We start from the raw sequence: 25,601 nt of genomic DNA on the forward strand, positions 1-25,601 counted from the left end.
ATTTTATTAAAAAATTAAAATAAAGGCAGCTAAGTTTGGATTTGTTAGACTAAGGATCTTATTTATATTTTATCATTTATAGGGCTCAATTAATATATTTTTAGGAATCAGTAAATAATAGATGATGAAAATCATTGTATTTAAAGGAGATATGTTTATATGGCAAAAGATAGTCAACCAGATAATAAACAAGCAAGATTGGAAAAAAGCAATTTTGATACACCAATAACAAGAGAAACAGCTAAAAATCATAATAGAACTGATAAAAAACAGTCCAATAGATAAAAAACTTAACCTAGGGGAGGTATTTCTAGGAATATATCCGTAGAAATACCTCCCCTAGGTTAAGTTAAGTGTTTCATATATTTTTCTAAGTTAACTTAGCTTTTTTGGCATATATATACCCCTACGATTATAAGGAACGTAGTAAATAGTTTTATGAGTGTAGCTGTTTCTCCTAAGATGAGAACAGAAAGAATTATTGAAAAAACAGGAACTAAGTTTATAAAAATCGAAGTTTTAGAGGGGCCAATTTCTTTAATGGCCATTTGCTGAACTAAATACCCTATAACTGATGGAAATATGCTCATATATATTACAGCTACATATGAATAATAAGGCACTTTGCTCATAAACTTAATTGGATTTTCGTAAGCAACAAAAGGGATTAAAAATATAGAGCAAAATACAAAGCTGTAAAAGGTTAAAGTAATCGGTGAGTAGTTTGTCATGACTTTTTTACTATAAACAGAATAAGCTGCCCAAAATAAAACTGCTATGAGCATTAGTAAGTCACCTTTGTTAAAACCAATATTACTGATAGCAGATAAATTTGCATTAGTAATAGTCAAAAAAACTCCAATAAAAGAAAGTATTATTCCTAAAAACCTTTTGTATGTAATTTTATCTCTTAAAAACATAATACATAGAATCGTTGTTATTATAGGGTTTGATGCGCCTATAATTGATGAATTTATGGCTGTTGTATATTTTACAGCAGTAAAAAATAAAACATGGTATCCAAACATACCAATTATACCTGTAAATAAAAATACTGGAATATCCTTTTTCTTAAGCTTGTATACTTGTTTTTCTTTATAAATAATTACAAAATACAATATTATAGAAGCTATAGAAAATCTTAAAAATGTTAATGTAAAAGCAGGTATAAAGGTTATAGAAAGTTTAGCGGCAATAAAAGCACCTGCCCAAAATATAGTAGTTAAAATCATTAAAAAGTAAATTTTTCCTTCTGACATAATAATCCCCCTCCATATAAGCTACTCTATTTATACATTTATAGATAAAATTTGTCAACATTCTAATAGGTAATATGTACAAGTATAATAAGTTTTGTAACAGGACACTATAAATAATATATAGGATTTATAATAGAATATATATGCTAAAGGCCGAAACTTAACTTACACTCCGGGATATGTTACCAAACTTCGGCACTATAAAAACTTTTAATCATTCTAAAGCTTAGTATTCTGAAAATCTAAGAATCTTTGATAAACTCGTACCTCAAACATATCAAAGATTCTAAGATTTTCTAAAATACTTCGCTAAGAATGATAAAAAAGTTTTTACATGTGTCTTCAGTTTTGGCAACACATCCCTGCGCATAAGCTAAGCTTCTGATTTTGAATCCTATATACAAAATTGTAAACTTATAAGTTAGCTTAATCTATGAAAGGTACTAACGTTGAAAATTGAAGTTCTATATAAAATGGAATTTAACTTAAAAATCGTGAATTAGCTTTCTTATCTGTGATTGTACTAATTTTTACGGAGGTGTTATCTGGTTATGAAAATAGGCGATAAAAGAAACTATAAACAAAAAGGATTTAGAAGCCAAGGACAATTCGCAAAAAATCAAATAAAACAGACGATACAAAAGGGAGCATATAACGAAAGTGGTTACAATAATAAAGATGGAGAACAGTTTGAGTAATAATTAAATTCAAGAAATTTATTGGTGAAAATAATAAGCCTTCAATAAATCTTAGATTATACTAAGTTGTGTAAAAGAAGACTATTATGGCATATGTTGACAAATTGTAATAGGATGGTAAAATAAGATTATATGATAGAATCTATTACAAATTCGTATGTTTTGGACGATACTGGAATATCCGATTTGTAAATCAGTTACTATTTATAACTAGTTGTCGAATAAATGTGTTTAAGTAGGACCTAACAGAAAAGAGCCATCTGATCTGAAGGGAATTGGAGTATCACTCAATTATAGTTAATTCTATAAATTTGCGTAGCAATCTAACTTTCCCTAAGAAAATTATTTTTAGGGAAAGTTTTTTATTTGATTAAGAAAGCTTCAAAGAGGAGAGATAAATGAAAAAATTAAAAGGACTTGTTATACCGATATTAATTATTATCATTTGGTGGATAGGTTCAGCATTACATATATTTAATGATTATATAATACCAAGTCCATTAAGTATACTAAGTGCTGCGTATACATTGCTTAAAGGTGGAGTTTTAATAAAACATATATCAGTAAGTTTTTGTAGAGTTTTAGTTGGTTTTTTGATAACATTTGCAATAGCTTTTCCTCTTGCTGTTTTAGCGGGGATGAACAAAAAGCTAATGTTATACCTAGAACCTTTTCTAGAATTTAATAGACATATTCCTCCTATTGCTGTTATTCCTATTTTAATATTATGGTTTGGCATAGGAGAAGTATCAAAATTAGCAGTTATTTTTCTTGCAACATTCTTTCCTGTATTTTCAAGTACTTTGACGGGAGTTACTAATTATGATGAAAAACTCTTGGAGGTTGGAGCGGTTTTTAATTTCAGTAATAAGGACAAGTTTTTTAAGATAATATTGCCTCAAGCAATTCCATCTATAATAACTGGTATACAGTTAGGACTTGGATATAGCTGGAGATCCCTAATGGGGGCAGAACTGGTTGCGGCTTCCTCAGGTATAGGATACATGATAATGGATGCAGAACAATTATCTAGACCAGATATCATTATTGTAGGGATTTTCTCAATAGGTATATTAGGATATGCTATTGACTATATATTTCTCAGTTTAACCAATAAATTTATGCATTACCACGGAAAAGAGGTGGAGTATGGCAGGGCTTATAATAAGGAATCTGTACAAGACTTTTAATATAAATAATAAAGAAGTAAATGCTCTTAGCAACATAAATTTAACTATAGAGGATGGAAGTTTTGTTACCATAGTTGGCAAAAGTGGATGTGGTAAGACCACCTTACTTAGAGCAATATGTGGACTAGAGAAAGTAACAAAAGGTAATATGGAATTTACTAAAGGAAGCAATGAGAAAAATATATCTAAAAGAGTTGGTATAGTATTTCAGGAACCTAGACTTATGCCCTGGTTAACTGTAGAACAAAATATGGCATTTCCACTTTTAAAAAGTGATGATAAAGAAGCTGTTCATGATATAGTTCATAAATATTTGGAGATGTTAGGCTTAGAAAATTTTAAGGATGCATATCCAAATCAGATTTCAGGGGGAATGGCTCAAAGGGTGGCTTTAGGAAGAACCCTTTGTTATGATCCTGAAATAATTTTAATGGACGAGCCGTTAGGGGCCTTAGATGCCTTTAATAGAAGAAAACTTCAAAATGAGTTTATAAATATATTTACGGAAAATAAGAAAACAATAATATTTGTAACCCATGATGTAGAAGAGGCCATCTACTTAGGTCAGAAAATAGTAGTATTTGATAAAGGAAGTGTTAGAAGTGAAATACCAGTATCATTAGACTATTATAGAGATACTACTAGCTTGGAGTTTTTAAAGTTGAGAGAAGAAATACTTGGATTACTGCTTGCTTAAAAAGGCTTTAATATAGAGCTTAGTAATTAAAAATTATAGTCTTATTAGTTAAATATTGAAGCAAGATCTTAATTCAGATGGGGATTATTTACCTAATCTGAATTTTAGAGCTGCGAATGCATGGCTTACTTGGCGTTTAACTCCCACTTGAAGAAGTGGGAGTTAAACGCCAAGTTAGTCAGGTTAAAGATAATTAAGTCTAGAATCACAATTATCAATTCAAATAATTTTAGGGGGAAACAAAATGAAAATTTTAAAAAAAGTAGGTATTATATGCAGTTGTATGGTTTTGATCACTACATCACTAATTGGATGTGGGTCAACTCAAACTTCAAAGGATGCAAATAATAAGCAGGAAGCGGTAGAGAATGTTAAAAACATAAACATCTCTTATGTAAAAGCTCCATTGAATGTGCCTTCTATAGTTGAGAAGAAGAAAAATTTATTCGAAGATGAATTTTCAAAGGATAGTATAAAGGTTACTTTTCCAGAGATTACAGAGGGAGGTAAAATGACAGAGGCTGTTGCAGCTGGTTCATTAGATTTTTGTAATGCAATAGGGGCAACTTCAGTTATTTTGGCTGCTGCAAATGGAGTAAATATTAAAATTATAGGTATGTATAGCAGAGCGCCAAAGGCCTTTACTATTATGGCTAAAGATCCATCAATAAAGACTGTAGCAGATTTAAAAGGTAAAAAAATAGTTGGACCCAAAGGAACAATACTACACCAATTACTTTTAGGTGCTCTAAAGAATGGTAATATGAAAATAGAAGATGTTCAGTTTATAAATATGGGAATTCCGCAGGGAGTGTCAGCGATGATGTCTGGTAGCGCAGATGTGGCTTTAGTTGCTGGAGCAACAGTACCTCAAGCAATAGAAAAAGGTGCACATGTAATTACTACCGGTGAAGGAATATTAGATGCTACTATAGTAATTGCTGCTAGTGGTAACTTCTTAGACAAGCACCCTGATATAGCAAAGAGATATATGGCAGTTCATAACAAAAGCTTAGAATTTATGAAAAGTAACCAAGAGGAAACATATAAGTTAGCTTCAGAAGAAACAGGAATTTCCATAGATAAAGTTAAGGAGATGTATACTTGGTATGACTTTAATCCACAGATTACAGATAAGGATATGAAAGAGTTAGAGAAAACACAAGCCTTCTTAAAGGAAAATGCAATGTTGAACAAAACCATAGATATAAAAGGGTTAATAAAGGATATTACAAAGTAGTATTACTATTTAGTATATATCCAAAATATATACTAAATACCATATTGCTATAATTCATTGTGATATGATATACTTACTTATAAGTAATGAAAATTTAAGATTTCAATTAATAATAATGATATTTAAAAATAAGGGCATATAGTGTATATAACTTATCCAGGGTTTAACAGACCTATGTACATCTAGAACTCTAGCGGATTAAAGCTAAAGAGTTCTAGTATACACATCATAAAAGTTCTCTAGTTAAAACTACAGAGCTGTAATAACTCTTCGCTCCTATAGAGTGAGAGGGGTTATTTGTGATTGGTACCATCGGATAAACTAAATACGCTATATGCCTTTGGTATTTCTAAATATAATAAAGGTTATTTGTAGAGGGGGAGATTGATTATAACTGTCAACGGATTATTAAAACTAAATATAGAATTAACCTTAATGCTGAGGAGTGAGAATTGATGTTTCTTATGATTGACAACTATGATTCCTTTGTATATAACTTAGTAAGATATCTAGAAGAACTCGAGGAAGATGTTAAAGTTTGCAGAAATGACAAGTTAACCTTAGAGGACATAGAAAAAATGCAGCCGGAAGGGATTATAATATCTCCAGGTCCTAAATCACCTGAACAATCAGGGATTTGTGTAGATGTGATCCGAAAGTTCAGTGGTAAAATTCCTATTTTAGGAATATGCTTAGGACATCAAAGCATAGGACATGCCTTTGGTGCAAATATAATAAAGGGAAGAGAACCTGTCCATGGAAAAGTTTTTGAAGTATATCATAAAAGCACCGGTGTGTTTAAAAGAATTAAAAATCCAGTAAAGGTTACAAGATACCATTCATTAATAATAGAGAAAGAAACTTTTCCAGAATGTCTTACTGTAACCAGTGAAACCTCTGATGGAGTTATAATGGGAGTTAAACATAAAGAATATCTTGTTGAAGGAGTACAGTTTCATCCTGAAGCTGAGCTGACAGAGTGTGGACATGAGATGCTTAAGAATTTTTTAGAGGAAGCGAAGGAATATAATAGAGCTAAAGCTTAAAGCTGGAGTTATAAAGTTTGGGGGGAGCTGCATGGAGCTTTTGATTGAAGAAATTAAAACAGAATTAGATGCCTTTGATATCTACTCACTATTTAAGGAGGATAAAACAGTTACTATTTTAGATAGCGGTATGGGTGCTGAAAATCTAGGCAGATATTCTTTTATAGGGTTAAATTCCTTTACTACTTTTAAGTACGAAGATGGTATTTGCACTATAAATGAAAAGGAGTTTAATGGTGAGCCTTTTGAAGAACTCAATAAACTTATTGATAGATATAAAATTGAAAATAGAACAGAGCTTCCATATGTGGCAGGAGCTATGGGTTATTTTTCCTACGACTTAGGAAGAACTATAGAGGAACTTCCTGTAATAGCTAAAGAAGAAGTAAAAATACCGGATTGTTACTTTTATTTTTATGATAATGCAGTAATAGTGGATAATCTAAAAAAGAGAACTTATATTACTGCTCTTGGTATATTAAAGTCAGGAGAAGATAGTATAGATGAAATAAAGCATAGAATATTAAGAGGGAATAAGGTTCAGTATAATGAAATAGATAAAAGTAATACAGAGTTTATTTCAAATTTTGGTAAAGATGAATATATAGAAACTGTGGAAAAGTTTAGACAGTTTATAAGAAGTGGAGATATTTATATAGCTAACTTAACCCAAAGATTCTGCTGTGAAACAGAAAAAGACCCGTATGATGTGTACAGGAATCTAAGACATATAAATCCAGCACCATTTGCTGCATTTATGAATGTTGAAGATTTTAGCATAGTATGCTCATCTCCGGAAAGGTTTTTGGAAGTAAGAAATAATATAGTCCAAACAAGACCAATAAAGGGTACACGACCTAGAGGAAAGAATAGAGAAGAAGATTTGAAAAATAGGCAAGAGCTAATAGATAGTGAAAAAGACAAATCAGAGCTTCTCATGATAGTAGATTTAGAGAGAAATGATTTGAGCAAAGTTTGTAAGCCTTATTCTGTAAAGGTGACAGAGCTCTTTAAGCTGGAAGAGTATAGTACAGTATTTCATTTAGTATCTACTGTAATAGGAGAATTAAAGGATGAATACACAGCAGTAGATTGTGTGAAAGCTTGTTTCCCTGGTGGATCTATAACAGGTGCACCTAAGGTTAGATCAATGGAAGTAATTGAGCAGTTAGAGCCTACTAGAAGAAATATATATACAGGATGCATAGGATATTTAGGCTTTGATGGAAATGCAGATTTAAATATAGTTATAAGAACTATACTGATGAAAGATGGAAATGCCTACTTAGGTGTAGGTGGAGGAATTACCTGGGAGTCTATAAAGGAAGATGAGTATGTAGAGACTCTAGATAAGGCTAGGGCGCTTATGAGGGTATTATAGGAGAAAGGTGGTATTTTAATTATGATACTTTTAAATGGTGAACTACAGGATTCAGAAAAAATCCATCTTGACAGTGGTTTTTACTTTGGCAGAGGACTTTTTGAAACTATGCTCGTTAAAAGAAAGCCAGTATTTCTAACAGAACATTTAAATAGAATAAATAGTGGTCTTAAAATTATAGGAGTTAATAAAAAAATAACTGAAGAGGATGTTTTAGAGGCGGTATCAAAATTAAAATGTGAAGACTGTGTTTTAAAGCTTGTAGTTACAGATAAAAATGTAATCTATACTACAAGAAAGAATAACTACACAGAAGAACAGTATAAAAAAGGCTTCAGCATTAAAATAAGTACTGTTAAGAGAAATCCTTATTCAAAAATTACTTATTTGAAATCACTAAATTATCTAGAAAATATATTAGAACATGAGGAGTGTATAGAAGAAGGCTACAATGAAGTGATATTTTTTAATACAAGTGGAAAATTAGCGGAAGGTAGTGTGTCTAATGTGTTTTTCATAAAGAATAAAAAGATATATACGCCCTCTACCGATTGTGGACTACTTAATGGTACTGTGAGAAAATTTGTAGTTAATAATTATGATGTTATTGAAGGAGAATTTTATGAACAAGATTTGATTAATTCAGATGAGATTTTTCTAACAAATAGCATAATGGGGGTTATGAAGGTTTCAAAGCTTTCTAATAAATATATTAAAAGTAGTGGTATCACAGAAACTATAAGAAAAAAATATGAAGAATATATTAAATAAGAATATTGAAGGAGGGGAAGGTTAGTTTATAGCTAAAAGTTTACAGCTATAAACTAGGAACGCTATGATAAAAGTAATGAAGATAGGAAAGAAAGGTTTTGAAATTGGAAAGAGAACTTATATAATGGGGATACTTAATGTTACTCCAGACTCATTTTCAGATGGTGGAAAATTTAATAATTTAGAGATAGCTATTAAGCATGCTAAAGAGATGATTGCCGAAGGAGCAGATATAATAGATATAGGTGGAGAATCTACAAGACCTAATCACACGGCAGTATCAGCAGAGGAAGAGTTAGAAAGAGTTGTACCTATAATACAAGCTTTATCAAAGGAAATAGATGTACCGATTTCTATAGATACATATAAAGGGGTTGTGGCAGAAGCGGCAATAAAGGCAGGTGCTGTATTAATAAACGATGTATGGGGATTTAAAAAAGATCCGTACATAGCAGAAGTAGCAGCAAAATATAATGTTGCCTGCTGTTTAATGCATAACAGAGAAAATACTGATTATAACAATCTTATGGAAGATGTGTTAAATGATTTAAGGGAAAGTATAGGCATTGCATTAAGGGCTGGAGTTAAACCTGAAAATATTATGGTAGATCCAGGAGTAGGTTTTGCTAAAACTTATGAGGATAATCTAGAGGTTATGAAACATTTAGAGGACTTTGCAACTTTAGGATATCCAGTGCTGCTCGGAACATCTAGAAAATCCATGATTGGAAAAGCATTAGATCTTACAGCTGATCAAAGAGTTGAAGGAACTATGGCTACTACGGTTATAGGAATAATGAAAAATTGTGATTTTGTAAGAGTTCACGATGTAAAAGAAAATAAAAGAGCAGCAGTTATGACTGATGTTATAGTCAGAAAATAGGAGATAAGAAAGCAACCACAACTTTAGGAAGTGGTTGCTTCAAATTTTTTTGGCTAAAATTGTTTGCAAAATAAGTAGGATTAAATTTAAATAGATAAGGTTATATTAATTTTATGGTGTCAAAAATAATTACGGTATTATACAGTATATGAAACTGTATGAAGTATTGTATTAGTTGTCCTCGTTTTCTACAAATTAGAATACTTGTCTATAATTTAATAGAGTATTAATTTTAGAACTACATATAATTATAATACAAACATGGAAAGACAAAATAAAAATAAAAAATAAAAGGAGGAAACAAATTATGACAAGTAGAGGAAATAGAGTATTAGTACCACAAGCTAAAGAAGGATTAGATAGATTTAAGATGGAATCAGCTAGAGAAGTTGGAGTAGACTTAAAAGAAGGATACAATGGAGATTTAACTGCAAGAGAAGCAGGATCAGTTGGTGGAAATATGGTTAAAAAAATGGTTGAAGCTTATGAGCAGGGCTTGAAATAAAGGATGAACAAATATTAGAGAAGTCAGATAGGGAACTTACTATCTGACTTTATTTTCATTATTATTAATATAAATAGTTAATGCTCTAATAGCTAAATGTGAGAGTTGTATAAATTCTATAAGACTATATATTAATAGACCTATTAATGCTAAAAATAATATTACGCCTAATACTATGGTTATGGCAAATATCTCAGTATGCATTAAAAACACCCCCCGTGATATAGATATATTCCATTAATCATTTAAATATTCCTTTCGAAAAATGTCTTTAGAATATTCTTAACGGGTCATAATTTTCACAATATATGATTAATATTAAGATATAATGTCAATAATTAGGATGAAGTGAAATTTTTGAGAGGTATTAATATGGTTAGCTATAAATTTTTGTGGTTTATCATTGGTTTATTCGCAGGTTCATTCATAGGATTCCTTACATCTTCTTTACTTGTTGCTGCAGATTCAGATGATAGAGAAGATGATGAAGTCGAAGTTGAATTTGAATCTGATGGAATTATTAGAATGGATAGACAACAGATGAAGTGAAAACTTGAATCAGATGGGGGTTCGGCTACGAACCGGGGCTTTGCCCGTTAAATGCCATTTAGGCATTTAACCCCCACCTGATTCTTAGTTGAATGAATCCAGACGTAGCCGCTCGGAACGTACGCTTTTAGAAGCGGGGGTATTAGAGCGGGCAATCATCGGATAAAATAAGAGAGATTATGATATTAAAATATAATCATGAGTTATATTATGGAAATTTGTTGTGCTTCACAATAGGGACTACAAGGGTGACACGGCGTTAACTTCCAATAATGTAAGATAAAAGCACCTAATTCAATCTTAGGTGCTTATTTATGTTGTATATCACTTCCTTTCAATTAGAATAATTAGCTGGCTTATTGTAAATAAATATCCTTATAGAACTAAATCTTATAATGTGTAAATTGTAAATTAATCACATAAATATGAGGTGACGAGTATGGAAAATCATGAAGTGAAGAGTATCGGAAACAACGATAAGGAAAAAAACTATATACAAGAAGATATAAAAAAACAAATTGATAATATGCTGTCCTTTGGTTCAGAGAACCTGGGATTAAACAGAGTAGAGGACGATAATACGGCAGAAGCCAGATTGAAAGAAGATATAAATAAGTAATAGAAAAATAATTTGCATTCATTTTGATAAAATTCTTCAGTACTAATTTAATCCTAATTTATGCATAAAGTTTTATTTTTTAGAATATGTAAAATTAGGAGGGGGTTTTACGATGGTTAACACTGTGGTATGCAAAGAAGAGGGATGTATTGGCAATAGGTTTAAGATTAGTGTACAAAGGTTAAAAATAATTTTAATATGCATAGAGTGTGGAGGATTTGAAAAATATAATAAAGAGATGAATTCAAATGTGCCGACTATTTGTAGAAGCTGTGGTGAAGAAATTTTTAAGGTAAGTAAGGATGCCAGAAAAGGTGAAATGTATTTTGAATGTGAAGATTGTGGAAAAAAGTTTACCTTTACTCTTGTGAAGTAATAATTAAAAATGTAATTGCTGTATAAAATGAAGATAGCTACTAAGACTGTTTTAAAGGATATGGTATTAGTAGTTTCTAAAGTTTATTCAGCAATTTTTATTTCTGTAGATTATATTTATCCGATGATTAGCCGCTCTAATACTCCCGCTTCTCAAAGCGATAGTAAAGAGCGGCTACATCCCTGGATTCGTTCAACTAAGAATCAGTTAGAGTTTGAAACTCCAACTGATTCAAGTTTCCACTTCATCCGATGACTACCCGCTCTAATACGCCCTCTTATTCAAGTTTCTACTTCATAATACATAAGTTTTGTTGTATTATGGTAATTAGATTAACAAAATTAAATGGGAGGTAGCTATGAAGATATTAATTATTTGTTCTAAAAGTGGGGGAAGATTCTTCCAAGGTGAGGCCTTTGTAAAAACCGATGGCATATTTGCCAATGAAAGAGTTATTCCTAATTTTAGGAATATTTTATACAGGGAAGATGAATTAGAAAAAAATCAGCATGATTTGATAGAGAAAGAATGTTTATTTTCAGAGAAGGTTGTGCAAATAGTTCACCTCCCTAATACATATGATATATTAATCGATGATCCATTAGAATATTTCGTTGAAGATTTTAAATATCATGACTTAGCAATAGCTATAGGTATACATGAAGATATTCTTATAGAACTCCCAAGATTAATAAGTAAAAGTGGAGGAAAAGCCTTAATTGTGCCTCTAGAAAGTAGGACATGGCTTACAAAATGGGTAAGAGATAAAACTATAGAAGGATGCAATAAATATAATATTGAATATGCCTTTCCAAAACCATTTTGTGCACTTGAACATGGAGATTTTAATTTAATAAATAATTTTATAGATGAATTTAGGGTCGGAAGACCAAAGTTTAGATTATTTGTAGATAAGGATAAGACAATTCTAAAGGCAAAAGTTTTAATTACTACGCCTTGCGGAAACTTATACAATATTTCAAAAAAACTAGAAGGTAAAAAACTAGGAAAAGAGGCAAAAGAAGCAGTTGCTAAGTACTGGCATAGTTTTTCTTGTCTTGGAGATGTACAGATTGATCCTGAGGTTGGAGATACTATTGTTCATATAGGTGGACATATACACTACAGTGCAATTGATGATGCCGAGATAATTTACATAGATAAATAACATCCAATGCAAATAAGGTGTCCTAGCTCAATATTTATATATTTACCATATAGAAAAAGCATCAGACTCTTTAATCAAAAGAATCCGATACTTGAAATCCTAAAGGTGAAGATAAATTATTGATCTTTTTCAAAACTCTTTCCTTAGAATCACCTTCTAAAGGAGTTGGGCAATAATCATTTTTATAATTTACAGAGGAGATGCTGAAAGGAATGGCTCTTACACTATACTTTTCAAGATTGTTATTGTTAAAAGAAAATTTAGCCTGTAATACAAAGGTATCTTTATCACGAGGGTTTGAATTCCCGCCAAAGCAGAAATTTCCTAAGCTGTAGCAGATAATTTTATCTTTATATTTTTCTATGCCTTGAACTACATGAGGGTGATGTCCAATTACTAAGTCTGCACCTTGATCTACAGCGTAATGAGCAATGCTTTTTTGCGTGGAGTTAGGATAGTAGCTGTTTTCTTCACCCCAATGAAAATTAATTATTACTACACAATTTTCAGCTTTTAATTCCTCTATATCTTTTTTTAGTTTATCAATTAACCTATCATTATATTGCCATCCAGTGTAGCCTAAAAAACCGAGTTTAACACCGTTGATTTCCTTTATCCATTTATTATTTTCTCCAAAATAATTGATATTATTTTGTTTAAGTGTTGATATAGTATCGGTAAATCCCTTATCTAAGTAATCCCGTGTATGATTATTAGATATATTAACCCCTTCAATAGAGCCTAGAATTAAAGCTTTAGAAAATTCTGGTGGTGCTTTAAAGGTAAAGGTTTTCTCAGCCCTTTCAGTAGCATTGGTGAAGGTAGTTTCAAGATTTACAATAGTTATATCATCTTTTTGAAAAATTGGTGCTGAATTTTTAAATAAATAGGAATAATCATTATTACGATCTCTAACTATAGTGGGTAGAGAGGTACTTCTATCAAAGGATGGATCAGTTCCAATGGTACAGTCACCAGCACTACTCAATAAAATTTCTACATTACGGTTTGTTTCGATTTTTTTATTATCAGAGATTACAGTAGAAGTTGGAGTAACTGAGGCAACAGATTTGTTTTTGGGGGAATATGTGATTTTGGTTGACATATATAACAAAAATAAAAATAAAATTGTAAATATAGAGATAATGGCTTTTTTTCGCTTTTTCAAATTATTTTTTCTTCTAGTTTTAACCATAGGCAGTAATCCTTTCTTTATCCTAATATATTCTATTATACAACATTTTATGTGCTAAAAATACAATATTAACATATTTTAGATAGGTTGATTCTAATGAAAATAAGAGTAAAAAATTAAATTATAGAGGAATCAAAATGCTAAAATAAATAAAATAGATTTCAACAAATATTGTTCTTTTACTTTATGTAAATTATAATTTGTCTATAGAGAAAATTTCATAGTATGTAGAGGAATAATGAAAGGATAATGGAGGAATTTAAATGATTAGTTATGTGGTGGCAATGGATAAAAATAATGTCATAGGAAAGGATAATGCTCTTCCTTGGCATTTACCTAACGACTTGCAAAAATTTAAGACAATCACAACAAGTAAATCTCAGACAATTATAATGGGAAGAAAAACCTTTGAATCTCTTCCTAATATATTACCGGATAGACATCATATTGTTTTAACCAGAGATAAAAATTATAAGATTGAAGATCATAGAGTTACTGTAGTTAATAAAATAAAAGACATAGAACTATTAGCAGCGGATAATAAAGAATATTTTGTTATAGGTGGAGGAGAAATCTTTAATTTGTTATTTCCATATGCAGAGAAGATGTACATAACTAAAATAGATGAAGATTTTAAAGGAGATACTTTTTTTCCGAAATATTATGGAACTGAATGGGAGATTATCGAGGAAAAAAAGGGCTTAGTTGATGAGAATAATAAATATGAACATAAATTTATTGTGTTACAACGGATATGAGGATCATAATATCTAACAATTAAATGAAGTGTAAACTTGAATCAGATAGGGTTTCAGACCCTATCTGATTCTTAGTTGAACGAATCCAGGGGCATAGCCGCTCTTTGCTCCCACTTTGGAGAAAAGCAGAGAACCAAAATCTATGATTTTGTATGAATCGCTTTCACAGAGTGCGTATGGGAGTATTAGAGCGGGTAGCCATCGGATAAAAAAAGGGGTAGAAGTTATTAGACGTGATGAGAAACTCCTACCTCTTTTTTTAGATATTTTAATTATAAGGATAGCCAATATTTTAACTTCTATTTTAGTATCTCATATCCTGTGTTTTTTATACATCTTTCTATTACTTCTGGAGTAGCTGGATCGTTGTATTGTATATCCATAGTACCTCTGCTAAGATCTACGGAAATATCCTGAACGCCTTCTATCTTATCTAAAGCATTTTTTACTTTTGTTTTACTTTGAGTACCAGCTAATCCGCCGACATTATAATGTACTAATTTCATAAATTAAGTCCCCTTTCTAATAATAAAGTTATCTACAAAGATAGTATTGGAAGAAAAGATAATTTTTATCCGACGACTGTTAGTTCTAAATATTTAAAAGAATAAAAGTGATTTTTTATAACATAATTATATAATGTACTCTTTTTTATTTCATTGATAAGGGAGATAGAATTATGCCGGAAAAATATTGGCCTGAAACAGTTATATTATGGGGTGCCGGAGCTACTAAACCTCTTGGACTCTATGCTACTAAGGAATTAATACAGTTAGTAATAAAAATAAATGATAACGATTTTTCATTTTTGGAAAATAAAAATGAAGAATTAAAAAACGCTTTCAAAAAGTTGGTTACAGTAGATCTAATTAAAGATAATAAGTTATCAAAAATATATGATCTAAAAGCATTAGAAATTATAATAAATACAAATCCTAAACTAAATATGCATGAGCTTTTTACTATGCTGGATCAATTAATAGATAATGATATGGGATTCAATGCTTTTTGCAAAGGTAAAACTGAGTTTTTAAGAGTTGAAAGAATAAAGGGAGCTAAAAGGTGTCTGATTTTACTTATAGAGGAGTTAGAGAGGCTTAGCGTGCAAAAAGAGCCTGGATATATGGATAGTGTTAATGTGGAACCATATTATCAATTATCCAAAATACTTACAGAGCTTATGAAAGAAGAAGCAAAATACTTTGAAGAAAGAGGATATAAGAGAGATACAAGAAGATTTTATCTTTATTCTTATGCAATAATATCTTTCAATTGGGATCCAATATTACTTTGGAATCTATTTAATGCCCACAAAGAACAAAATGATAACCCAATGTATTTAGAGGGGGGGCTAAAGCTTAGACTATTTGATGATTTTGGAACGAAGATAGCATCAACAGAAATAGACAGTGATGAATCAGAAATATGGTATACCGCTGATGAATCACAATGTAAAAGAGTTAATGATTATAAATACCCATCTAGAATTATTAGAGTAGGTAAGATTCTTTTTCCCCATGGTATATTTGGCTCAAGAATATGTCCTGAATGTGGTAAATATATAACTACTTTTGGGGGACGTTGGGATAGACTATCTACAGAGGTCTTTGGACCATCAGTTTCAAAGGGGCTTCAGAGTAACTGGCAGTATAAAACTAAGAGAGAAAGTAAGTACAAAAGAGGTGCTTTAGAATGTCCTTATTGTGGACAGATAACATATCCTTATGATATGCCACTCATAATGCAAACCTTGGCAAAGAAAAGAAGTATATCTCCACTGGAAGAGATAAAGACAGAAATGGGGCTTCTAATGAAAAATGCAAAGCATATAATATTTGCAGGATATAGTTTACCTTTAGATGACATTATGGTTAAGACTTTTTTTATGTCATCTATAGCAGGTAATGATAGAAATAAGCTTAAGTGTACAGTAATAAATTATGACGAGGATTATAAAGATGGAGAGAATTGGCTTAGAGGCGAAAGTATAGGTAAATATATAAAGGAGAGTACTAATAAATCAGTTGTAGAATGTATAGAAAATGTCTGTGATATATTTAATTTACAGAATGTAAGAGTATCTTTAAAAGGAATGCCTGATGTATTTATGAAAAATGGCAAATGTGAGAAAGAAAAGGTAATTGATTTGTTGTATCCAAAAGAATATTTCAGGGAGGGGTTTCCTTTAATAAGAGAGTAATGAAATAAAGCTTTAGTAAGTTTTTAGAAAAATTACAATTTTGGGAATTTATCCGTTGTATTGAAATTCTTTTTAAACGTGATAAAATTATAGTGTCGGTATTCTCAAGAAACTGAACACAATGTTATGTAAAGGGAAGGTCCGAATTATATCCAACAGGAATAAGAACGGAGGAGAGTTATGGAAAAAGGATTAAGAACATCGCCAAGAATTGGAACAAGACAAATCACTGTAATTGGAATGCTTTCAGCTATTTCAATTGTACTAGGGGTAACAGGTTTAGGATTTATACCTATTCCACCTGTTAAGGCAACTATAATGCATGTGCCTGTTATTATAGGTGCAATGCTAGAAGGACCAGTAGTAGGTGCTGCGGTAGGATTGATATTTGGTATCTTTAGTGTAGTACAATCTATTACTACACCAACGCCAGTTTCATTTGTCTTTATGAATCCACTAGTATCAATACTTCCAAGAATACTTATAGGTATAACAACTTACTATACTTATAAGATGATGAAAACAAATGTGAAAACTATAAATATGGTAGTTGCAGCAGCAGTTGGTTCACTTACTAATACAATAGGTGTATTAGGAATGATCTTTTTACTGTATTTAGAACCTTATGCAAAGGTATTGCATCTAAGCGTTAGTGCAGCTAAGAAGGGAATATTAGCAGTTGGAATAACTAATGGTATTCCAGAAACAATCCTATCAGCAGTTATAACCGCTGCTGTTGTAGCTTCAATTAATAAAATAAGACGTAAATAATCAGTAAAAAGTCTTCAGGTGGATATTAATCTACTTGGAGACTTTTTTAGATCTAGTTACCTTAATTGTCCAATAATTATAACATCAATGTATTTCAGTTATGCACTTGGAGTGGATGACTGAATCAAGGTTTATTATTTTAGCAGATTAATATTGAGTAAATTTGGAATTTGTCATAAAATTAATTAGATAATACAGGCAGGAGGAGAAGCATGAAAGAGATTTTGGTAAATAATATAGAAGGGATAAAAATAGGGAATGCACAAAATTTAGAGGGACCTACAGGGTGTACTGTAGTTATATGCGAAGAAGGTGCCGCAGCAGGTGTAGATGTAAGAGGAGGATCACCAGGGACTAGAGAAACAGATCTGTTAGATCCTGTAAATCTTGTAGATAAAATTCATGCTGTAGTTTTATCTGGAGGTAGTGCCTTTGGCCTAGATGCAGCAAGTGGTGTTATGCAGTACTTAGAAGAAAAAAATGTAGGCTTTGATGTTAGTGTTACAAAGGTTCCTATAGTATGTTCGGCAGTTCTTTTTGATTTAATAATTGGAGATCATAGAATAAGACCAGATAAAGCAATGGGGTATGAAGCTTGTAAAAATTCAGAAACTAATAAGATCAGCGAAGGTAATATAGGAGCGGGAGCAGGTGCCACTGTTGGAAAAATACTTGGTCCTCATAATTCTATGAAGGGAGGACTTGGGTGCTATGCAGTTCAAGTTGGAGAACTTCAAGTAGGAGCAGTTATTGCTGTTAATTGCCTTGGTGATATTATTGAACCAAGCACAGGTAAAATTATTGCTGGAGCATTAAATGAAAATAAAAAGACCTTTGCTGATACAGAAGAAATTATGATTTCTAGGTATTCGGAAAAGAAAAACTTGTTTAGTGGAAATACTACAATCGGAGTAGTTATTACTAACGGAAAGTTTACTAAATCAGAAATGAATAAGATAGCATCGATGGCACACAACGGATATGGAAGAGCTATGAGACCAGCTCATTCTATCTTTGATGGAGACACTATTTTTACAATGTCAACAGGCAAAATAGATGCGGATATAAATGTAGTTGGTCTTTTAGCTGCAAGAGTGGTTGAGCAAGCAGTGGTGAGAGCTGTTAAAAATGCTGAAGGTATTTTAGGGTATAAAGCTTATAGTGATATGTTTTAATTATTATTTTATTTGATAATTACTAATTTTTGCAATTTGTGATAGAATAAAATTAAATTATAAGCAAATCTTATATAATAGTAAGTAGAAGGAGATGATTTTTATGTCACTTAATAATGAAATAAATTCAATGGATGAAGTAATGGGAAATATAGAAACTTCAATGAAAAGTATTAAAAAAGGTGAGATAGTAAAAGGAAAGGTTATCACAGTCACAGATGAGGAAGCCATAGTAAATATAGGTTACATGTCAGATGGGGTGCTACCTAAAAAAGAGATATCAGATAACATAGAACAAAATCCCAGAGATGTACTAAAAGAAAATGATGAAATATATGTATACATACTTGAAATGAATGATGGAGAAGGAAATGTAGTTTTATCCAAAAAAGTTGCTGATAGAGAAAAGGCTTGGGATGAACTACAAGAGTTACTTAAAAATAATACAATTTTTAGTGTAGTTGTAAAAGAAGCTGTAAAGGGTGGTGTCGTAGCATCAATAAAAGGTATTAGGGCCTTTATACCAGCATCACAATTATCTACTAAATTTGTAGATAATTTAAATGAATTTGTTGGAAAGACATTAGACGTAAAACTAATTGAATTAGATATTGAAAAGCAAAGAGTGATTTTATCAAGAAAAGAAGTTGAAAAGGAACAGCTTCAGACTAAGAAAGAAGAGTTATTAAATAGTATTAAGCCAGGTGAAAAGATAAAAGGAGTGGTAAGTAGACTTACTAAGTTTGGAGCTTTTGTAGATTTAGGCGGATTAGATGGACTTATACATATATCAGAGTTATCATGGAAAAGAGTTAATGATCCATCAGAAGTAGTTTCAGTTGGAGATGCTGTGGAAGTTTATGTGTTAAGTGTAGATAGAGAGAAGAATAAAGTATCTTTAGCATTAAAGGATGTAAGTGGAAACCCTTGGGGCAATGTTATAAAGAAATATAAAGTTGGTGATATGGTAGATGGAACAGTATCTAAATTTTTGAATTTCGGAGTTTTTGTAGAAATAGAGCCAGGAGTTGAAGGACTAGTTCATATTTCAGAAATATCTGAGGAGAGAGTTACGAAAATTGACAGTATACTAAGTGTTGGGCAGAAAGTTAAGGTGAAAATTCTTGATATAGATGAAAAAGAAAATAGAATGAGTTTAAGTATTAAAGAAGCTGTAGAGAAGCCAAAGGTAGATTTTAATAAATACAGTGATAAAGGTTCAGAAATGACTATTGGAGACTTATTTAAAGATAAGTTAAAAGACTTTAAATTCGACTAGATTTAAGAGTAAAAGGCAAGTTGAAGTTATGCAGCTTGTCTTTTGTGTTGGGAAAAATTACGGACAGATATTTTAATAAGTGTTTTTATTACTTAAAATATGACAAGAAAATAATAAATATTCAACAAATATATGAGTAAGTGTGTTAAAATAGATAATGGAGAATAACATAGAGTTTGAGAATATTTTAAATGAATATTAAAATTACATAAATAGATATTTATACTAAGTATGCAAAGCGAAAGTTGGTGTTAATTTGCAATACAAGTTTTCAGAACTAGTGAATATTAGTGAATTAAAAGAGTTAGTGGAAAGCATTTATTTTATGACAGGAATAAGCTGTTTTATAAGAGATGCTGATGGTGAAGCTATAGTTCTGACTAATTATAATAAAATTTGTGAAAAACTTCATAATAACGATTCCATAACTACATTTAGTCAATGTGAAGCGGAAAGAAGTATACTGAAGAGGATAGAGAATGGCGAAAATTATGCTGTCTACAGATGTAAAAATAATCTGGTATACATTGGGGCACCTATAATAATCAATAATAATTGTAAAGCTACTCTATTTGCAGGGCAAGTATTTAGTAAAGAACCAAGTTTAGAATATTTAAAAGTGCAAGAAAGAAATTTAAAATTTAGTGAAGAAGAGTATATAGAAAATATAAAGGAAATTCCTGTTGTATCTGAAAAAAAGGTTATGGAAATTATTGATATTATTTGCAAGGTTGCAAAAATTCTTGGAGATTTTGGGCGTAGGAATCTAAAGGAAATAGAAGCGAATAAAAGATTAAGTGAAAACTACTTAGAATTTTCTGATGTTTACAAACAGCTCAGCGTTGCAGAACAGGAGCTTAGACATCAGTATGAAGAAATGGAAAGAATGGCATACTATGACTTAATTACTAATCTTCCTAACTGGAATTTTTTTAGTAAAAAATTAAGTGAACGTATTGACAATAGTTCTGAAAAGTTCGCAGTTTTTAAGGTTGACTTATGTAACTTTAAAAATGTTAACGATACTTATGGACATGAATATGGTGATAAGTTGTTGAAAAGCATAGGAGAATCTATCCAAAGAAGCCTAGGTGAAGATTTTATAGTAGCACGGACTAATGGTGATGAGTTTTTAATATTACAACCAAAGATAGGTAATAAATTAGATGCAACGAATATCGCAGAAAAGTTATTAAGTATTTTAAATGGATTATGGCAAATTGATGAAAAAGAATTTTTTATATCCGTTAACATAGGTGTAGCAGTTTATCCAGATCATGGTGAAGATATTGCTGGAATATTAAGAAATGTAGATATAGCTGTGAACAAGGCTAAAGAGTTAGGTAAAAATCTATATAGATTCTTTGAAACTTCAATGCATGATGAAATAATGAGAAAAACTGAGCTTGAAAAACAGCTTAGGAAAGCTATTAAAAATAATGAATTTAGTTTACATTATCAGCCACAGGTAAATGTAAAAGATAGAAAGATAGTGAGTTTTGAGGCATTAATTAGATGGAAAAATGAAAAGTTTGGCTGGATTTCTCCAGGGGAATTTATTGGTTTAGCAGAAGAAACAGGACTTATTATACCTATTGGTGAATGGGTGCTGAGGGCTGCATGTTTACAAAATAAAGAATGGAGAGCGCAGGGGTATACATATGATTTTATTTCCGTTAATGTTTCTGCAACTCAACTTCAGAAAAGTGACTTTATAAATATGGTGAAAAGAGTTCTTAAAGAAACTGATACAAAACCTGAATCCTTAGAAATCGAAATAACTGAGAGTATTATGATGGAATCCTTAGACTTAAACCTGAATGCACTTAATGAGCTAAGAAGCATGGGATTTAGAGTAGCATTAGATGATTTTGGAACTGGATATTCATCATTGAACTACTTAAAGAGTTTACCTATTAATACTCTAAAGATTGATAAGACTTTTATAGATGGATTATGTAAAAATTCCTATGAAGAAATAATTACAGAGCAAATAATAAAACTAGCACACAAGATGGATTTAGAGGTTGTTGCTGAAGGTGTAGAACTGGAAGAACAGCTAAAATCATTAGAAGGTAAACATTGTAACAAAATTCAAGGATACTATTTTGCCAAACCTCTTCCGCCAGAAGACATAGGCGCCTTTATTAAAAACTCTAGATTTTAAAATATATAAAAGGTGCCTAAAGCACCTTTTATATATAATTAATTGCTTTTGTAAACTTTAATTAATATAGTTTTTCTCTATGTCTTAAATATCCAAAAACGCCGCCACTTAGTCCACCTAGTATATGTGCGAAATGTGATATATTGTCCTGTAACAATAGTCCACTAATAAATTCCTTTCCTATAAAAACAATGGTAACAATAATAAGAGTAAGTGGGATTTTACCTGATTTGGCATTAGCAAAGGAACTTAATAAAATCAGCATAAAAACTATACCACTAGCACCAAGAAGACCTGTTTTAAAAAATAGCATGTTTATTATCCCTGTTAAAAAAGCGGTAGCTATAATCATCTCTGTTAATGAACTGGATCCATATTTTTCTTCTACCATTGGACCAACAAGGAGGACAATTAAAAAGTTACTAGAAAAATGAGACCAATTAGCATGACCCAAAATATAGCTAAAAAGTCGTACATATTGTAAGGGATCAGATATTGAAGTTCTGAAATTTGTAAAAAAAAGTTTAGTTATTACTCCATTTGTAGCTATATCTAATAAGAGCACTAAAAAAGATATCAGAGTAAAGGTTAATATTACTGGGGAATTATATTGTATTCTTCGAAGCATTTAGAGAACACCTGCCTTTTTATAAAATAATTCAAATTCAGTACGTAAAATTATACCACCATATTTATACTATCCAAATTTATATATTTTTAAAAATAAAAAAAGATTTTGTATTATTTTTTTTATTTAGGGTAAAATTATTTTATAAAAGTTGTTGACAAATACACAATAAGTCATTATAATTAATAAATGTGTGTTGAAGAAATAATCACATTTTGGGATATCGCCAAGCGGTAAGGCACTAGACTTTGACTCTAGTATTCGTAGGTTCAAATCCTGCTATCCCAGCCATTATGGTTTACTAGCTCAGTCGGTAGAGCACATGACTTTTAATCATGTTGTCCGGGGTTCGATTCCCCGGTAAGCCACCAATTAAATGAAACTCCTCAACTTTGTGGAGGAGGATTAAAACATAATAAAATCATAGATTTTGATGTTTTATATCTCTTGCAGGTGTGGCGGAATTGGCAGACGCACTAGACTTAGGATCTAGCGCCTTAGGCATGGGGGTTCGACTCCCTTCACCTGCACCATTTAATTATAATAATATTTGTGTACATAAATCGATGATAGATTAAAATCATCGATTTTTTTTATATGAAGTGAAAACTTGAATCAGATGGAGTTTGGAAATTGGGTATAGTTAATAATAACTAATATTTATGATGGAAGTGGTAAAATGTATTCTAATAGAAGAAGAGATCATATTCATATCATAAGGCAATTTGAAGCTAAAACGGGAAAATATACTGGTACCAGATTAGTTGTTTTCAAAAAAGATGGACAAAAATATATAAAAGACTATGATAACTTTATTAAGCATAGATATAAAAATCCTAAAAGTAAAACCCATGTCCAATCTCTATGGGTAATAAAAGACACTAATCTGGAAAACATGATAAAAAAAGAAATGACCAATACTAATGAGGAAGAAACCTTAAAAATGAAACATATATTGTATGAATCTTTTAAAATCCCCATAAGTAAATATTATAAACAGGTACTTGAAGAGGAGGGATTGCATTTTAGCAATGAAGAGAAAGAGATTTTTGACTTAGACTGCTGATATATAGGATATCGGCAGTTTTTTGTTTAGCAAAAATTAAAATTGGAATATTAGAAATGCATATTGAATGTTGTAAAAAGGATATTTGTGTATTAAAATGAATTTGTGGGAAAATTTATAAGAATGGCTTAATTTCAATGAAATTCTCAAATAGTAAGATAAAGGGATTAAGGCAAAATTATAGGGGAGAGATTGAGAATGAACAAATTGAAGATAAGGGGAAAAATATTTTTAATGCTTACAGTTTTATTGATGATGTTAAGCATATCTATTTTTCTTCTCGTTTATTATCAAGTTAATAAACTATGTACAATTAATTTTGAAAAGCAACTAGACTCGAATATTAAATTAAGTCTGAATTTATTAGATAAGACTTATCCAGGACAATGGAGAGTGGATGGAGAGAATCTTTACAAAGGACAGCATTTAATGAATAATGACAATGAATTTATAGACATTATAAAGCAAAATACTAATAATGAAGCCACGATATTTTTAAATGATGTTAGAATTACTACAACTGTAGTTGATGGAGGAAAAAGAGCAATTGGAACAAAAGCTTCCGCAGAAGTTGTAGATAAAGTTTTAACTAAAGGTAACGAGTATATGGGCAGTGCTAAGGTTTTAAACAACCCTTATGAAGTTAAGTATATACCTATAAAAAACACAGAAAATAAAGTTGTTGGAATGTTTTTTGTAGGTGTTGAAAAAAGTATAATTTATCAACAGGTTATTCATATGTTGCTAGTAATAGTATTAATTACTTTAGTAATTATGTTATTATCTTTTTTTATTGGAATGAAAATGATAAAAAATATAACCAATCCTCTTGATGTTTCTGTAAAATATTTTGATGTTATAGCTGAGGGGAATTTGACTGGAGAGTTGCCAGCACAATACCTAAAAAGACAGGATGAAATTGGGGATTTGGCACGAGCTGCAGAAAAAATGCAAAAATCTGTAAAAGATATGATTTTAAATGTTAAGGATGTTTCGAAAAACATTAATAGTCAATCTGAAACTCTATATTCCGTTTCGGAGGAGATGACTGCTTCTTCTGAAAATGTTTCCACTGCAATATCAGATGTAGCAAAGGGCACTGAAGAACAGGCACAGGATTTAGTAAGTATCACAGTAGTATTAAATAAATTCGGAGAAGCGTTAGATGAAGTGGGACAAGCAATAAAAGATGTTGATGGATTGTCCGAATATATAAATTTTATGGCAAATGAAAGTAATAACAAAATGCAAATACTAATCCAATCTGTAACTAATATAAGCAGTTCCTTTAAAAACTTTATGGAAGAAATAAATCACTTAGGAATTGAGATAAACCAGATTAACGAAATAACAACACTTATAAATAGTATTTCAAACCAAACGAATATGTTAGCATTAAATGCAGCTATTGAGGCAGCTAGAGCAGGGGAATCAGGTCGTGGTTTTGCAATTGTAGCAGAAGAAATAAGAAAGTTAGCCGAGCAGAGTAAAGTTTCATCAGAAAACATAAATAGACTAATAATTAGCATATCAAATGAATCTGAAGAAATAATTAAAAATACAGATATTGTTAATGGAGAATTAAAAGATCAGGTACAAATTATTAATGAGAATATTGACTCTTTCAGAAGGATAGTTCAATCAGTAGAGGAGATTGCGCCAAGAATTGATTCTATAAATAATTCTGCTACAAGTATAAATAAAGAGAAGAATTCCATACTAGATAAAATAGAGAGAGCTGCAGCTGTATCACAAGAAACAGCTGCAACTGGAGAAGAAATATCATCTTCTTCTCAGGAAATGAATGCATCATCTGAAGAAGTGGCACGTACAGCTGAGTATCTTGCAAATATGACGAAAAAAATGGCCACTGAGATAGATAAATTTGAAACATAAGATTTGGTGAATAGTAATCTTTGCATCTGTAGAATGAAGGATTTAGTACTGAAACTAAAATTAATTTCAGTACTAAATCCTAAT

27 protein-coding genes and 3 tRNA genes are annotated in these 25,601 nt (G+C 30.9%); 25 read left to right on the forward strand and 5 right to left on the reverse strand.

Annotated elements, in window-relative coordinates:
* Window positions 1-159 precede the first annotated feature (159 nt).
* Window positions 160-285 carry a hypothetical protein gene (locus CLMAG_RS34260; protein WP_278330117.1) on the forward strand — a complete coding sequence of 42 codons (126 nt, stop codon included), beginning with the start codon at window positions 160-162 and terminating at the stop codon, window positions 283-285.
* A 95-nt stretch (window positions 286-380) separates the two neighbouring features.
* Here the strand turns inward: CLMAG_RS34260 and CLMAG_RS09175 are convergent, their stop codons facing one another.
* Window positions 381-1,259: a DMT family transporter gene (locus tag CLMAG_RS09175; protein WP_066621361.1), complete on the reverse strand. Its 879-nt coding sequence runs from the start codon at window positions 1,257-1,259 to the stop codon at window positions 381-383.
* 551 nt (window positions 1,260-1,810) lie between these two features.
* Here CLMAG_RS09175 and CLMAG_RS32955 point away from each other — a divergent pair.
* The 9 genes from CLMAG_RS32955 (at window position 1,811) to CLMAG_RS09215 (ending at window position 9,670) form a co-directional block, all read left to right on the forward strand.
* Window positions 1,811-1,957, forward strand: coding sequence for a hypothetical protein (locus CLMAG_RS32955; RefSeq protein WP_169809799.1), 147 nt, complete (start codon window positions 1,811-1,813; stop codon window positions 1,955-1,957).
* A gap of 398 nt (window positions 1,958-2,355) precedes the next feature.
* Window positions 2,356-3,147, forward strand: a complete 792-nt coding sequence (locus CLMAG_RS09180; RefSeq protein ID WP_066621363.1) for an ABC transporter permease — start codon at window positions 2,356-2,358, stop codon at window positions 3,145-3,147.
* On the forward strand, window positions 3,107-3,844 hold the full coding sequence (locus tag CLMAG_RS09185; protein ID WP_066621364.1) for an ABC transporter ATP-binding protein: 738 nt from the start codon (window positions 3,107-3,109) through the stop codon (window positions 3,842-3,844). The genes CLMAG_RS09180 and CLMAG_RS09185 overlap by 41 nt, the downstream gene beginning before the upstream one ends.
* Before the next feature lie 244 nt (window positions 3,845-4,088).
* Window positions 4,089-5,084, forward strand: a complete 996-nt coding sequence (locus CLMAG_RS09190; protein WP_066621366.1) for an NrtA/SsuA/CpmA family ABC transporter substrate-binding protein — start codon at window positions 4,089-4,091, stop codon at window positions 5,082-5,084.
* 455 nt (window positions 5,085-5,539) lie between these two features.
* Window positions 5,540-6,130, forward strand: coding sequence for an anthranilate synthase component II (locus CLMAG_RS09195; protein WP_066621368.1), 591 nt, complete (start codon window positions 5,540-5,542; stop codon window positions 6,128-6,130).
* A 31-nt stretch (window positions 6,131-6,161) separates the two neighbouring features.
* Window positions 6,162-7,511: an aminodeoxychorismate synthase component I gene (pabB, locus tag CLMAG_RS09200; RefSeq protein ID WP_066621370.1), complete on the forward strand. Its 1,350-nt coding sequence runs from the start codon at window positions 6,162-6,164 to the stop codon at window positions 7,509-7,511.
* A 21-nt stretch (window positions 7,512-7,532) separates the two neighbouring features.
* Entirely contained in the window at window positions 7,533-8,282 is a 750-nt protein-coding gene (locus CLMAG_RS09205; RefSeq protein ID WP_066621371.1) for an aminotransferase class IV, read from the forward strand.
* Between the two features lie 76 nt (window positions 8,283-8,358).
* Window positions 8,359-9,165: a dihydropteroate synthase gene (gene folP, locus CLMAG_RS09210; protein ID WP_066622983.1), complete on the forward strand. Its 807-nt coding sequence runs from the start codon at window positions 8,359-8,361 to the stop codon at window positions 9,163-9,165.
* 307 nt (window positions 9,166-9,472) lie between these two features.
* Window positions 9,473-9,670, forward strand: a complete 198-nt coding sequence (locus CLMAG_RS09215) for an alpha/beta-type small acid-soluble spore protein (RefSeq protein ID WP_066621372.1) — start codon at window positions 9,473-9,475, stop codon at window positions 9,668-9,670.
* A gap of 39 nt (window positions 9,671-9,709) precedes the next feature.
* On the opposite strand, the gene CLMAG_RS32350 is transcribed toward CLMAG_RS09215, so the two are convergent.
* Window positions 9,710-9,874: a hypothetical protein gene (locus tag CLMAG_RS32350; protein WP_161486947.1), complete on the reverse strand. Its 165-nt coding sequence runs from the start codon at window positions 9,872-9,874 to the stop codon at window positions 9,710-9,712.
* A 168-nt stretch (window positions 9,875-10,042) separates the two neighbouring features.
* On the opposite strand from CLMAG_RS32350, the gene CLMAG_RS32355 reads away from it, so the two are divergent.
* The 4 genes from CLMAG_RS32355 to CLMAG_RS09230 all read left to right on the forward strand — a co-directional run bounded on the left by CLMAG_RS32355 (window position 10,043) and on the right by CLMAG_RS09230 (window position 12,382).
* The gene (locus CLMAG_RS32355; RefSeq protein WP_161486948.1) at window positions 10,043-10,219 is read left to right on the forward strand and encodes a hypothetical protein; all 177 of its coding nucleotides are present in this window, start codon (window positions 10,043-10,045) and stop codon (window positions 10,217-10,219) included.
* A gap of 439 nt (window positions 10,220-10,658) precedes the next feature.
* Window positions 10,659-10,838, forward strand: a complete 180-nt coding sequence (locus CLMAG_RS09220; RefSeq protein WP_066621373.1) for a hypothetical protein — start codon at window positions 10,659-10,661, stop codon at window positions 10,836-10,838.
* A gap of 112 nt (window positions 10,839-10,950) precedes the next feature.
* Window positions 10,951-11,214, forward strand: coding sequence for a hypothetical protein (locus CLMAG_RS09225; RefSeq protein WP_066621376.1), 264 nt, complete (start codon window positions 10,951-10,953; stop codon window positions 11,212-11,214).
* A 358-nt stretch (window positions 11,215-11,572) separates the two neighbouring features.
* Window positions 11,573-12,382 (forward strand): DUF166 family protein, encoded by an 810-nt coding sequence (locus CLMAG_RS09230; protein ID WP_066621378.1) that lies wholly within the window; start codon window positions 11,573-11,575, stop codon window positions 12,380-12,382.
* A gap of 70 nt (window positions 12,383-12,452) precedes the next feature.
* On the opposite strand, the gene CLMAG_RS09235 is transcribed toward CLMAG_RS09230, so the two are convergent.
* Window positions 12,453-13,577 carry a CapA family protein gene (locus tag CLMAG_RS09235; RefSeq protein ID WP_066621385.1) on the reverse strand — a complete coding sequence of 375 codons (1,125 nt, stop codon included), beginning with the start codon at window positions 13,575-13,577 and terminating at the stop codon, window positions 12,453-12,455.
* Between the two features lie 263 nt (window positions 13,578-13,840).
* Here CLMAG_RS09235 and CLMAG_RS09240 point away from each other — a divergent pair, with 263 nt between their 5' ends.
* Window positions 13,841-14,335 (forward strand): dihydrofolate reductase, encoded by a 495-nt coding sequence (locus CLMAG_RS09240; RefSeq protein ID WP_066621387.1) that lies wholly within the window; start codon window positions 13,841-13,843, stop codon window positions 14,333-14,335.
* Window positions 14,336-14,634: 299 nt separating this feature from the next.
* Here the strand turns inward: CLMAG_RS09240 and CLMAG_RS09245 are convergent, their stop codons facing one another.
* A complete protein-coding gene (locus tag CLMAG_RS09245; protein WP_066621388.1) occupies window positions 14,635-14,841 on the reverse strand; it encodes a heavy-metal-associated domain-containing protein in 207 nt (68 codons plus the stop codon).
* A 173-nt stretch (window positions 14,842-15,014) separates the two neighbouring features.
* On the opposite strand from CLMAG_RS09245, the gene CLMAG_RS09250 reads away from it, so the two are divergent.
* The 5 genes from CLMAG_RS09250 to CLMAG_RS09270 all read left to right on the forward strand — a co-directional run bounded on the left by CLMAG_RS09250 (window position 15,015) and on the right by CLMAG_RS09270 (window position 21,927).
* Entirely contained in the window at window positions 15,015-16,535 is a 1,521-nt protein-coding gene (locus CLMAG_RS09250) for a hypothetical protein (protein WP_066621389.1), read from the forward strand.
* A gap of 180 nt (window positions 16,536-16,715) precedes the next feature.
* Window positions 16,716-17,306, forward strand: a complete 591-nt coding sequence (locus CLMAG_RS09255) for an ECF transporter S component (RefSeq protein WP_066621390.1) — start codon at window positions 16,716-16,718, stop codon at window positions 17,304-17,306.
* A gap of 212 nt (window positions 17,307-17,518) precedes the next feature.
* The gene (locus tag CLMAG_RS09260; protein ID WP_066621391.1) at window positions 17,519-18,481 is read left to right on the forward strand and encodes a P1 family peptidase; all 963 of its coding nucleotides are present in this window, start codon (window positions 17,519-17,521) and stop codon (window positions 18,479-18,481) included.
* Between the two features lie 103 nt (window positions 18,482-18,584).
* Window positions 18,585-19,760, forward strand: a complete 1,176-nt coding sequence (gene rpsA, locus CLMAG_RS09265) for a 30S ribosomal protein S1 (protein ID WP_066621392.1) — start codon at window positions 18,585-18,587, stop codon at window positions 19,758-19,760.
* A 280-nt stretch (window positions 19,761-20,040) separates the two neighbouring features.
* Window positions 20,041-21,927, forward strand: coding sequence for an EAL domain-containing protein (locus CLMAG_RS09270; RefSeq protein WP_242872983.1), 1,887 nt, complete (start codon window positions 20,041-20,043; stop codon window positions 21,925-21,927).
* 61 nt (window positions 21,928-21,988) lie between these two features.
* Here the strand turns inward: CLMAG_RS09270 and CLMAG_RS09275 are convergent, their stop codons facing one another.
* Window positions 21,989-22,555 carry a rhomboid family intramembrane serine protease gene (locus tag CLMAG_RS09275; RefSeq protein ID WP_066621400.1) on the reverse strand — a complete coding sequence of 189 codons (567 nt, stop codon included), beginning with the start codon at window positions 22,553-22,555 and terminating at the stop codon, window positions 21,989-21,991.
* A 216-nt stretch (window positions 22,556-22,771) separates the two neighbouring features.
* Here CLMAG_RS09275 and CLMAG_RS09280 point away from each other — a divergent pair.
* The 5 genes from CLMAG_RS09280 to CLMAG_RS09300 all read left to right on the forward strand — a co-directional run bounded on the left by CLMAG_RS09280 (window position 22,772) and on the right by CLMAG_RS09300 (window position 25,517).
* A tRNA-Gln gene (locus tag CLMAG_RS09280) sits at window positions 22,772-22,846 on the forward strand.
* Between the two features lie 4 nt (window positions 22,847-22,850).
* Window positions 22,851-22,926: transfer RNA gene (locus tag CLMAG_RS09285), tRNA-Lys, on the forward strand.
* A 78-nt stretch (window positions 22,927-23,004) separates the two neighbouring features.
* A tRNA-Leu gene (locus CLMAG_RS09290) sits at window positions 23,005-23,088 on the forward strand.
* Window positions 23,089-23,234: 146 nt separating this feature from the next.
* On the forward strand, window positions 23,235-23,621 hold the full coding sequence (locus tag CLMAG_RS09295; RefSeq protein WP_066621403.1) for a hypothetical protein: 387 nt from the start codon (window positions 23,235-23,237) through the stop codon (window positions 23,619-23,621).
* A 198-nt stretch (window positions 23,622-23,819) separates the two neighbouring features.
* Entirely contained in the window at window positions 23,820-25,517 is a 1,698-nt protein-coding gene (locus CLMAG_RS09300) for a methyl-accepting chemotaxis protein (protein WP_066621404.1), read from the forward strand.
* Window positions 25,518-25,601: the final 84 nt, after the last annotated feature.

The organism is Clostridium magnum DSM 2767 (genome assembly GCF_001623875.1).
Classification (GTDB): domain Bacteria; phylum Bacillota; class Clostridia; order Clostridiales; family Clostridiaceae; genus Clostridium_AM; species Clostridium_AM magnum.

Bases quoted from the DNA above. Each gene is read 5' to 3' on its own strand.
- CLMAG_RS32955 (WP_169809799.1), top strand. From the start codon at position 1,811: ATGAAAATAGGCGATAAAAGAAACTATAAACAAAAAGGATTTAGAAGC.
- CLMAG_RS09275 (WP_066621400.1), bottom strand. From the start codon at position 22,555: ATGCTTCGAAGAATACAATATAATTCCCCAGTAATATTAACCTTTACT.
- CLMAG_RS09230 (WP_066621378.1), top strand. From the start codon at position 11,573: ATGAAGATATTAATTATTTGTTCTAAAAGTGGGGGAAGATTCTTCCAA.
- CLMAG_RS09175 (WP_066621361.1), bottom strand. From the start codon at position 1,259: ATGTCAGAAGGAAAAATTTACTTTTTAATGATTTTAACTACTATATTT.
- CLMAG_RS32350 (WP_161486947.1), bottom strand. From the start codon at position 9,874: ATGCATACTGAGATATTTGCCATAACCATAGTATTAGGCGTAATATTA.
- CLMAG_RS09300 (WP_066621404.1), top strand. From the start codon at position 23,820: ATGAACAAATTGAAGATAAGGGGAAAAATATTTTTAATGCTTACAGTT.
- CLMAG_RS09180 (WP_066621363.1), top strand. From the start codon at position 2,356: ATGAAAAAATTAAAAGGACTTGTTATACCGATATTAATTATTATCATT.
- CLMAG_RS09195 (WP_066621368.1), top strand. From the start codon at position 5,540: ATGTTTCTTATGATTGACAACTATGATTCCTTTGTATATAACTTAGTA.
- rpsA (WP_066621392.1), top strand. From the start codon at position 18,585: ATGTCACTTAATAATGAAATAAATTCAATGGATGAAGTAATGGGAAAT.
- CLMAG_RS09220 (WP_066621373.1), top strand. From the start codon at position 10,659: ATGGAAAATCATGAAGTGAAGAGTATCGGAAACAACGATAAGGAAAAA.
- CLMAG_RS32355 (WP_161486948.1), top strand. From the start codon at position 10,043: ATGGTTAGCTATAAATTTTTGTGGTTTATCATTGGTTTATTCGCAGGT.
- CLMAG_RS09225 (WP_066621376.1), top strand. From the start codon at position 10,951: ATGGTTAACACTGTGGTATGCAAAGAAGAGGGATGTATTGGCAATAGG.
- CLMAG_RS09250 (WP_066621389.1), top strand. From the start codon at position 15,015: ATGCCGGAAAAATATTGGCCTGAAACAGTTATATTATGGGGTGCCGGA.
- CLMAG_RS34260 (WP_278330117.1), top strand. From the start codon at position 160: ATGGCAAAAGATAGTCAACCAGATAATAAACAAGCAAGATTGGAAAAA.
- CLMAG_RS09190 (WP_066621366.1), top strand. From the start codon at position 4,089: ATGAAAATTTTAAAAAAAGTAGGTATTATATGCAGTTGTATGGTTTTG.
- CLMAG_RS09205 (WP_066621371.1), top strand. From the start codon at position 7,533: ATGATACTTTTAAATGGTGAACTACAGGATTCAGAAAAAATCCATCTT.
- CLMAG_RS09255 (WP_066621390.1), top strand. From the start codon at position 16,716: ATGGAAAAAGGATTAAGAACATCGCCAAGAATTGGAACAAGACAAATC.
- CLMAG_RS09185 (WP_066621364.1), top strand. From the start codon at position 3,107: ATGGCAGGGCTTATAATAAGGAATCTGTACAAGACTTTTAATATAAAT.
- pabB (WP_066621370.1), top strand. From the start codon at position 6,162: ATGGAGCTTTTGATTGAAGAAATTAAAACAGAATTAGATGCCTTTGAT.
- CLMAG_RS09260 (WP_066621391.1), top strand. From the start codon at position 17,519: ATGAAAGAGATTTTGGTAAATAATATAGAAGGGATAAAAATAGGGAAT.
- CLMAG_RS09295 (WP_066621403.1), top strand. From the start codon at position 23,235: ATGTATTCTAATAGAAGAAGAGATCATATTCATATCATAAGGCAATTT.
- CLMAG_RS09235 (WP_066621385.1), bottom strand. From the start codon at position 13,577: ATGGTTAAAACTAGAAGAAAAAATAATTTGAAAAAGCGAAAAAAAGCC.
- CLMAG_RS09240 (WP_066621387.1), top strand. From the start codon at position 13,841: ATGATTAGTTATGTGGTGGCAATGGATAAAAATAATGTCATAGGAAAG.
- CLMAG_RS09245 (WP_066621388.1), bottom strand. From the start codon at position 14,841: ATGAAATTAGTACATTATAATGTCGGCGGATTAGCTGGTACTCAAAGT.
- CLMAG_RS09215 (WP_066621372.1), top strand. From the start codon at position 9,473: ATGACAAGTAGAGGAAATAGAGTATTAGTACCACAAGCTAAAGAAGGA.
- folP (WP_066622983.1), top strand. From the start codon at position 8,359: ATGAAGATAGGAAAGAAAGGTTTTGAAATTGGAAAGAGAACTTATATA.